The sequence below is a fragment of the Paraburkholderia bengalensis genome, from assembly GCF_037126505.1.
Taxonomy (GTDB): Bacteria; Pseudomonadota; Gammaproteobacteria; order Burkholderiales; family Burkholderiaceae; genus Paraburkholderia; species Paraburkholderia bengalensis.
Genome location: NZ_JACFYJ010000095.1, coordinates 25,239 through 32,827, shown reverse-complemented (window position 1 = coordinate 32,827; position 7,589 = coordinate 25,239). Strand labels below are relative to the sequence as shown.

The 7,589-nt window shown below is 56.8% G+C and carries 5 protein-coding genes and 2 pseudogenes; 4 read left to right on the top strand and 3 right to left on the bottom strand.

What is annotated here, in order from left to right:
* Positions 1–81 precede the first annotated feature (81 nt).
* Positions 82–505, top strand: a pseudogene (locus H3V53_RS44015) (transposase); the annotation flags it as partial.
* On the opposite strand, the gene H3V53_RS35065 reads toward H3V53_RS44015, so the two are convergent.
* From H3V53_RS35065 to H3V53_RS35055, 3 genes and pseudogenes are all read right to left on the bottom strand, one after another.
* Complete coding sequence (locus tag H3V53_RS35065) at positions 491–790, bottom strand: hypothetical protein (RefSeq protein WP_336601738.1); 300 nt, start codon at positions 788–790, stop codon at positions 491–493. The pseudogene H3V53_RS44015 and the gene H3V53_RS35065 sit on opposite strands and share 15 nt — an antisense overlap.
* 212 nt (positions 791–1,002) lie before the next feature.
* Positions 1,003–1,893, bottom strand: a complete 891-nt coding sequence (locus H3V53_RS35060; RefSeq protein WP_336601732.1) for a LysR family transcriptional regulator — start codon at positions 1,891–1,893, stop codon at positions 1,003–1,005.
* 1,137 nt (positions 1,894–3,030) lie between these two features.
* Positions 3,031–4,136 (bottom strand): annotated as a pseudogene (locus H3V53_RS35055) (IS5 family transposase).
* A gap of 312 nt (positions 4,137–4,448) precedes the next feature.
* Here H3V53_RS35055 and H3V53_RS35050 point away from each other — a divergent pair.
* The 3 genes from H3V53_RS35050 to H3V53_RS35040 all read left to right on the top strand — a co-directional run bounded on the left by H3V53_RS35050 (position 4,449) and on the right by H3V53_RS35040 (position 7,533).
* Positions 4,449–5,597, top strand: a complete 1,149-nt coding sequence (locus H3V53_RS35050; RefSeq protein WP_336601731.1) for a GMC family oxidoreductase — start codon at positions 4,449–4,451, stop codon at positions 5,595–5,597.
* Positions 5,590–6,033, top strand: coding sequence for a GMC family oxidoreductase (locus tag H3V53_RS35045; protein WP_336601730.1), 444 nt, complete (start codon positions 5,590–5,592; stop codon positions 6,031–6,033). The genes H3V53_RS35050 and H3V53_RS35045 overlap by 8 nt, the downstream gene beginning before the upstream one ends.
* A 93-nt stretch (positions 6,034–6,126) precedes the next feature.
* Positions 6,127–7,533, top strand: a complete 1,407-nt coding sequence (locus H3V53_RS35040) for an aldehyde dehydrogenase family protein (RefSeq protein ID WP_336601729.1) — start codon at positions 6,127–6,129, stop codon at positions 7,531–7,533.
* Positions 7,534–7,589: the final 56 nt, after the last annotated feature.

Here is a 7,589-nt window from a genome sequence, read left to right as displayed (position 1 = left end):
CGTCGGCAGATATCGCAGAGACGCGGTCAAACGGCGATTTAGAAGAGGTCGCTAGCGCAATTAATCGTCCTGCTAGCAGAAATAGTCGACCTCAACAGCTGGGACAACGTCGAGCACAAGAGCTTCGCCAGCCGGCTTGCCGGCGATGAGGTGCGGGGTCACGACGGTACACCGCTACCGCCCGAACTGCGCCAACGGCTGCTGCGTGAGTGCGAACGGCTGGCATTCGTGGGGCGGCAATTCGCAGCACTGGAGACCGCGTTACGCGACACCTTGCCCGCGCCGGCATCCAACCGGCTGGAGCACCTCACCGACCTCAAGGGCATTGGCCGGGTCGGCGCGCAGCGACTCGCGCTCGAACTGTTCTGGAGGACCTTCGATAACCGTCGCCAGCTCGGCGCTTGCGTGGGCCCGTGCCACAACCGTACGATAGTGGCGCAGTCAGGTAGATCAGGGCATCAGCAAACAGGGGAATCGCCGGGTGCGCGCGTTACTGATCGAAATCCATGACCAGATAGAAGATCACTTTGCACTGCCAGCGGTGATGTGAAGCGGGTTGGACCCGCGCGAGGCATACCTGCGAAAAGGACTGGGACTTCAATCCCGATATTCGAACGAGGTCCTCGCGCGCGTCTTTCATCAGGGTCCGAGCCATTTGCCCACGATGACCGTTTGTAGTACCGCAATCCTTCACCTTCTCACGCAACGCAGGCAACGGCAAAGCTAACAACAGAAATCCGCGATTGAGCTTGCGCTCAACGGGGAAGACCTTGTAGTCCTTTTCGTGCATTCTCTGGCGGTAACGGCGGAAGAAGCCGCCTCAGACGATTTTGCAACTTGAGAAGTTTCAAGTGTTTGATCTGAAAGCGGTTTTTCCGCAAACCGCCAGAGAATGCACGAAAAGGACGAATGCTCCAACGTCCAAAGGACCTGAGATGTCAAGCGCAGCACGCGTGAGCGTCCATGCCATTTTCTGGGGCGCGCCGTGGTTGGTGTGTCCCATTAACGCGGAAATATCTCCGCGATCCAGTCGACGAAGGCTTTCACTGCCGCACTCGAATGCGTACGATGGGGATACACGATCGCGACTGGAACGGGCGCGCTCCTCGATCCCCGCAGAACTTCCTTCAGCCGCCCCGATTCAAGGTAAGGCTTAGCGACAAACTCCGATAGCTGGATAATCCCAAGCCCTTCGATCCCGCATTGCAAGTATGCTTCCGTTTCGTTGACGGCAAAGCGGCTTCGCATCGTCAGCGCGACGGGTTTGCTATCCACTTCGAAGCGCCAGTCAAGCGGCCTGCCGCTCGCATTCGAGATATAGTTGATCGCTTCGTGTGCAGATAGGTCGGCAACCGAGGCAGGTTCGCCGCGCTCGCTCAGATAGCGTGGGGACGCGCAGGTGAGCCACGTGAGCGTGCCGAGCTGGCGTGCAATCAGCGAGGAATCCGCGAGTTCGCCCGTGCGGATCACGCAGTCGATGCCGTCGAAGATCAGATCGGCAGGTCTGTCGCTCAGTCCTAATACCACTTCGATGTCTGGATAGCGTTGTGCGAAGTCACGGAGATTCGGAAGCACAACAGCGCGGCCAATCACCCCCGGCATATCGGCTCGTACCTTGCCGCGCAGCGCGAGCATGTCATCCCGCAGGCCACTTTCCGCTCGTTCAATCTCCTCAAGAATAGTCCGGCATGACGCGTAATAACGTTCGCCTGCTTCTGTAAGACTCAAGTTGCGCGTGCTGCGACGGAGCAGCATCGTGCCTAGGTGCTGCTCCAGATTCTTGATTGTAGTGGTGACAGTCGATCGCGGCATTGACAGCGTCTCCGCCGCCTTGCTGAAGCTGCGCGCTTCGACGACGCGCACGAATGTGCTAATCGCTTGGAGTTTGTCCATGAGAGTTGAGAGCATAAAGGAACTATAACGCCGCCCCGGCGTTCGAACACAATCATACATCGCGCGCTTCACCTTGCGGCCTCGAACGCTATTCAAGATATCTTCACTCAACGCGGCACGACCTGCGAATCTATACACAGCGACCACGATCTAGGTGGCTGGCAGTAGACGTCGATCAACGCTACCGCGACTTGGGCGCGATCCTTTGGGTGCGACCCGAATGAAGCCTCCTATAACGAACGGAAATAGACTCGGCCGCTGATACGGTCAAGCAAGGCGCAGAAGTCAACGAATTGTGGGCACTTGGTATAGAGTCATTTCCCGGCGACCAAGCCGCCCATTCCGTAGACACGCTCGTCGCACTCCTGCGCTATCTTACACAGCGAGCGAAGCAGTCAGTGCTGCGTATTAGTGTGCTATTCCGATCGTCGCATGCAATACGAAAGCCAAATCGCCGAAGGCGCGCGGTTGCCGCGGTGAATCGGGGATAACGCTGCGATTGGCGAAACGGTCAAAGACATACGATCGCACGTGCTTGTTACGCACTATCGCGAAGACTGTGAAGACTGTGGCTACGTTATTAAATAGCGAGCGCGAAAATGCATAGCGACGTATTTGGGCGGAACAAGATCTTCGGCAAAATTCGACGGGTGGTGTGTCAAGGTCGGAAGCGAGTAGGCCCGCTCCTTCTGATGATACATGCGGCCTGCAAATTAACGCGCATGCGAATGCCTGCCACCCGGGCAGGATGAGTTCGTCAATTGAGTGAGGGCGACATCGGCATAACATTAAACAACGAGGTTCGTAATGAAATGTTCGAACACCGCCTCGCGCCTTCGCGAATGTTAGTGCGTATTTACAAAAAGAGATACCCTGACAGCCTATTAGATCTGGAAGCCCGAACCTCGTATCGGGCAGGGCATGCCCTATTGGGCTCTCTACCTCGCAGCTCAGAGATTGCGACAAATATTCAATAAAGAGAAAACGAAAACTTCTAACAGGCTGTTGAAAAACACCTTGCCGGCTTTGAGCACTTCGTTTCATTGAGTCGCTGCGCCGATCTGATTGATGTCGGTTTAATGCTCGGAGCCTTTAATTCAAGTGGATGCAATGCCATTTCCTCGCTGCCTGTCGCTCCTATGCCGCGTTCGTGGCGAGCGTGCGCATGCGATTCAGGTTGTAGGCCGCCTGAGTCAACAGGAAGAGCTGGTCAACTCGTTGCAGGCTCCGAAACATCGCCTGCCGAATCCTGCCAACCGTTTGCTCCAGCCAAAGACCTGCTCAATGCATTTGCGCTTGCGCTGACTGACGGCATAGCCGGCCCAGCGCGTTGTGCGTCCGTCGATGGCGGAGCCACCCGCGCGGCCATTGTTTTGCGCAACATGTGGCGTCACGCCGTGTGCGCGGCACGTCGCCACGAAGCCAGCCGTGTCGTAGTTCTTGTCAGCACCTACCGTAATCGACGTATCGGCAAACTGCGCGGCGTCCGCAAGCATTTCGGCTGCTGTGTCCCGCTCGGCGGTGCCATTCGCCTGCGTCACCTGTGCGTTCACTACGAGGCCGTGTCGGTTATCAGTCAGCGCGTGTCCCATGTAGCAAAGCATCGCGCCCGTGCCACGACTCTTGCGAAACAGCCGGGCCTGACTGTCCGTGCTGGATTCATGCGTGTCGTTGCTACGCTTCTCGCCATGCCAGTTCTCGTGAGAGCCGGCACCGCCGTTGGGCGGCGAGTCGTCATCCGACTTCGCCTTCGGCACAAAGCTCTTGTGTCCGGCCCAAGCCTGAATGAGTGTGCCGTCGACGCTGAAATGCTCGCTCGACAGGTGGCCCCGCACGCGTGCTGTCTCGACCGTCTCATTGAACAGACTGACCATGACATCATGGGCCGTCAGTCGGTCGCGGTTCTTACTGAAGGTGGAGTGGTCCCAAACCACATCGTCCATCGCCAGTCCGACGAACCAGCGGAACAGCATGTTGTAGGAGATTTGCTCCATCAGAATGCGTTCGCTGCGAATCGAGTACAGCACTTGCAACAGCAGCGCGCGAATCAGCTTCTCCGGCGCGATACTTGGGCGTCCGCCCTTCGCGTCGCTCTCGTACATGCGCGAAAAGACTGAATCCATGCGAGTGAGCGCTTCGTTCAACCACAGCCGAATCGGTCGCAACGGGTGATTGGCCGGATCGAAGTCATCGAGCCTGGACATCCTGAACATCGACTCTGTATAGCCGTCCGCTCCGCGCATCGCCTCAGTCTCAGTGTTGTTCGATTCTTCATTTCAACGTTTACCCCTCCCGCGCGGATGACGTGCGCGGGAGGTATTTCAACAGCCTGCTAATCTAACGGGACGGTTCGTCACATAGTGATATTGAGGCGTAGCTAGTTTTCTCATTGCACGGAATGAAATCGCTCGTCATGTTGACATGCCTTCGGCGTCAGCCGAGAGTGATAATTCCGATCCTTGCTAATCGACGAGACTCGACAGTAAGGCCGCAAATGTTCTGTCGTGGTGAAGGGGCGGATCTGGATCGAAAAAAAAACTACCGGAGACAGAGATATGAGCTATGACGTCGTGATAGTAGGAGGAGGGTCAGCGGGTTGTGTACTCGCGAATCGACTAACTGAATGCGGTGTATTAAATGTTCTACTGCTTGAGGCCGGTCCGGACTATACGTCGCAGACCATGCCACGTGATATCCGGGACAGTGCTTTTTCTCCTTCGAGCCACGACTGGGGATACGCGTCACAACCGGACGCGCTTGGAATTTCAGTCGCTATCCCGCGAGGTAAGGTCATTGGCGGTTCATCTTCGGTGAACTACTGCTTCGCGATGAGGGCGCGACCTCAGGACCATAATAACTGGCAGTCCTTAGGAAATGAAGGATGGTCATACGCAGACGTGCTACCGTTCTATCGTCGAATGGAGCGATACGCTTACGGCGAAGACTGTTGGCATGGGCGTTCTGGTCCGTATAAGCTCGACTGCTTTAACTGGGATCAGCTTGAACCTACCGCGGCGGCCGCGGCCTTGGCTAGCGACGCGTTGGGATACGCCCGCGTGCGTGACGTCAATGCACCGGGTGAACCCGGTTTTGCGCGGGCTCCTTTGAGCGCGGTGGACGGAATCCGGCAAAGCACTGCGGTGACGTACTTGGAAGATGCACGAGAGCGCAAGAATCTCACGGTGCGAGGCGGCGTCGAAGTCGACTGCGTATTGTTCGATAGCGACCGGGCGATTGGCGTACGGCTTGTGAGCGGTGAGATAATTGATGCGACCAACGTTATCCTTAGCGCTGGAACTTATAACAGTCCGGCTATTCTGATGCGCTCTGGCGTGGGTCCGGAAGCTCACTTGTCTGAGCTCGGTATTGACGTCGTAAAAGTCAATCCTGGTGTGGGACAAAACCTGACCGAGCACCCCGTTATGTGGAATATATACGCAGCAAAGCCGCCGGGGCGGGATGTCAGTGCCATGTTCCAGACGGTGTTGAGTGTGAAATCAGATGATGATCTGGTCGACTATGATCTTCACGTTCTTCCTACAGCGGCGGTGCCAACAGAACTGATGCCGCGCACTTTTATACCGCCATCTATGGAACATCCCACGGGCTGGGACTTCGTTTTTTTTTGTTTCGTGTATGCAGCCGAAGTCGCGCGGATCGGTGCGTCTTGCGTCGCCGAATCCGAAGGAGGCCCCGTTGATTGACCTCGGCCTTTACAAGGATCCTGACGATGTAAGAAAGGTCGCGAAGGCACTGCGAATCGCGAGAGAGCTTGCAGCGACTTCGCCCCTTTCGGACCTCATCGTGACAGAGTTGAAACCCGGTAACCATGTGAGCGATGTCGAGCTCGAAGCCGCGGTGCGCGCTGCGCCATCGCATTACAACCATGCGGCTTCTACCTGCCGTATGGGGCCGTCCACTGACGCGATGGCGGTCGTCGATAACCACTGTGAAGTTCATGGACTCAAGAACTTGTTTGTGGTCGACGCTTCGGTCATGCCGTTAATCACTCGTGTGCCAACGAATCCGACCACCATCCTCATCGCCGAGCGGGTCTCCGACTGGCTAGTGACGCGGTTCCGCGCTCAGCGTGGGGCCATCATGAGCGACTGCACATTCGAGGGAACAAACGAGCGATAGTGCCTAGATGGCTTCCGATTCCCTTTACAAAACGAATTTAGACGAGTGCGGCCTACAAGAATGGCGCTCTGCTAGTGAATCAATGGAGAATTTATGGCTTTCACGACCAAAATGCTTATCAACGGAAAGCTCGTAGACGGCGACCGCACGCTTGAAGTGAAAGACCCAGCTACTCGCGACACGGTCGCGGTTGTGGCCTGCGCGTCAGAGTCTCAAGCACTGGCAGCAGTCGCAGCCGCAAAGGTTGCGCAGCCAGATTGGGAGAGGCTTGGCTGGAACGCGCGTGCACAGCTCTTGCTGGCTTACGCCGATGCGATTCAGCAGCGTGCGCCCGAACTCGCCGAGGCGATGGTCAGAGAACAGGGCAAGCCGCTTGCAGAAGCTCAAGGCGAAGTTTCCTACACGGAAGCTTTCGTGCGGCATTTTGCAGGCTTGACGTTGCCCGTCGAAGTCATCCAGAACGACGACAAAGGCCGCATTGAGGTTATGCGCAAGGCGCTGGGAGTCGTAGTCGGAATCAGTCCGTGGAATTTCCCCGCGTTGGTGCCGGCCGCAAAGCTTGCCCCAGCTATTTTAGCCGGCAACACGGTTGTGTTGAAGCCCGCTCCGACTACACCAATCTGTGCCCTGATGCTAGGTGAAATTGCACAGTCGATATTCCCTGCGGGTGTTGTCAACGTTGTGACCGACCAAAACGACCTTGGCTCATTGCTCACATCGCACCCGGATGTCGCGAAGGTGACGTTCACGGGTTCCACGGCGACAGGCCGCAAAATCATGGCGAATGGCTCTGCGACGTTGAAGCGGCTGACGCTTGAGCTCGGCGGTAACGATGCCGCGATTGTCCTGGACGATGTGGCTGTTGAAGCGGTCGCCGATAAAATCTACCAGGCGGCCTTCTATAACGCAGGGCAGGCCTGCCTCGCAATCAAGCGCGTCTACGCGCATAGGGCAATTTACTCCACGCTTTGCGACGCAATCGCGGCGCGGGCTTCGGCGGCCATTAGTGGCCATGGACTCGAGCAGAGCACACAGATCGGGCCTATACAGAACGCAGCGCAATTTGCCAAGGCGAAGCATTATATTTCTGCTGGCGAGAGAGAAGGGCAGATCATCGCCGGTGGCACGGTAGTCGAGGGAAAAGGCTTTTTCGTTCGTCCCACAGTCGTGCGTAATATCGAAGACGGAAGCGAATTGGTTGACCAGGAGCAGTTCTCGCCGGTGCTGCCGATTATCAGAATCGCTGACGCTGAAGACGGTCTAGCTCGCGCGAATCGCTCGGAATATGGACTCGGTGGCTCGGTTTGGTCTTCAGACGCTGCGCGTGCGCGCAGCATCGCAGCGCGGCTCCAATCCGGCACTGTTTGGGTCAATCAGCATCTCAGCTTTGGGCCGAATATTCCGTTTGCAGGTGCCAAACAGTCAGGAATCGGGGTGGAGTGGACCGAACACGGCCTGGCTGAGTTCACACAGCTGAGCGTAGTGAACGAGAGCTACTGAAAAGGTGCGAGCGATATGGAAACGCAACGGCAGCGACTTCTTGACATCGGAGCCAT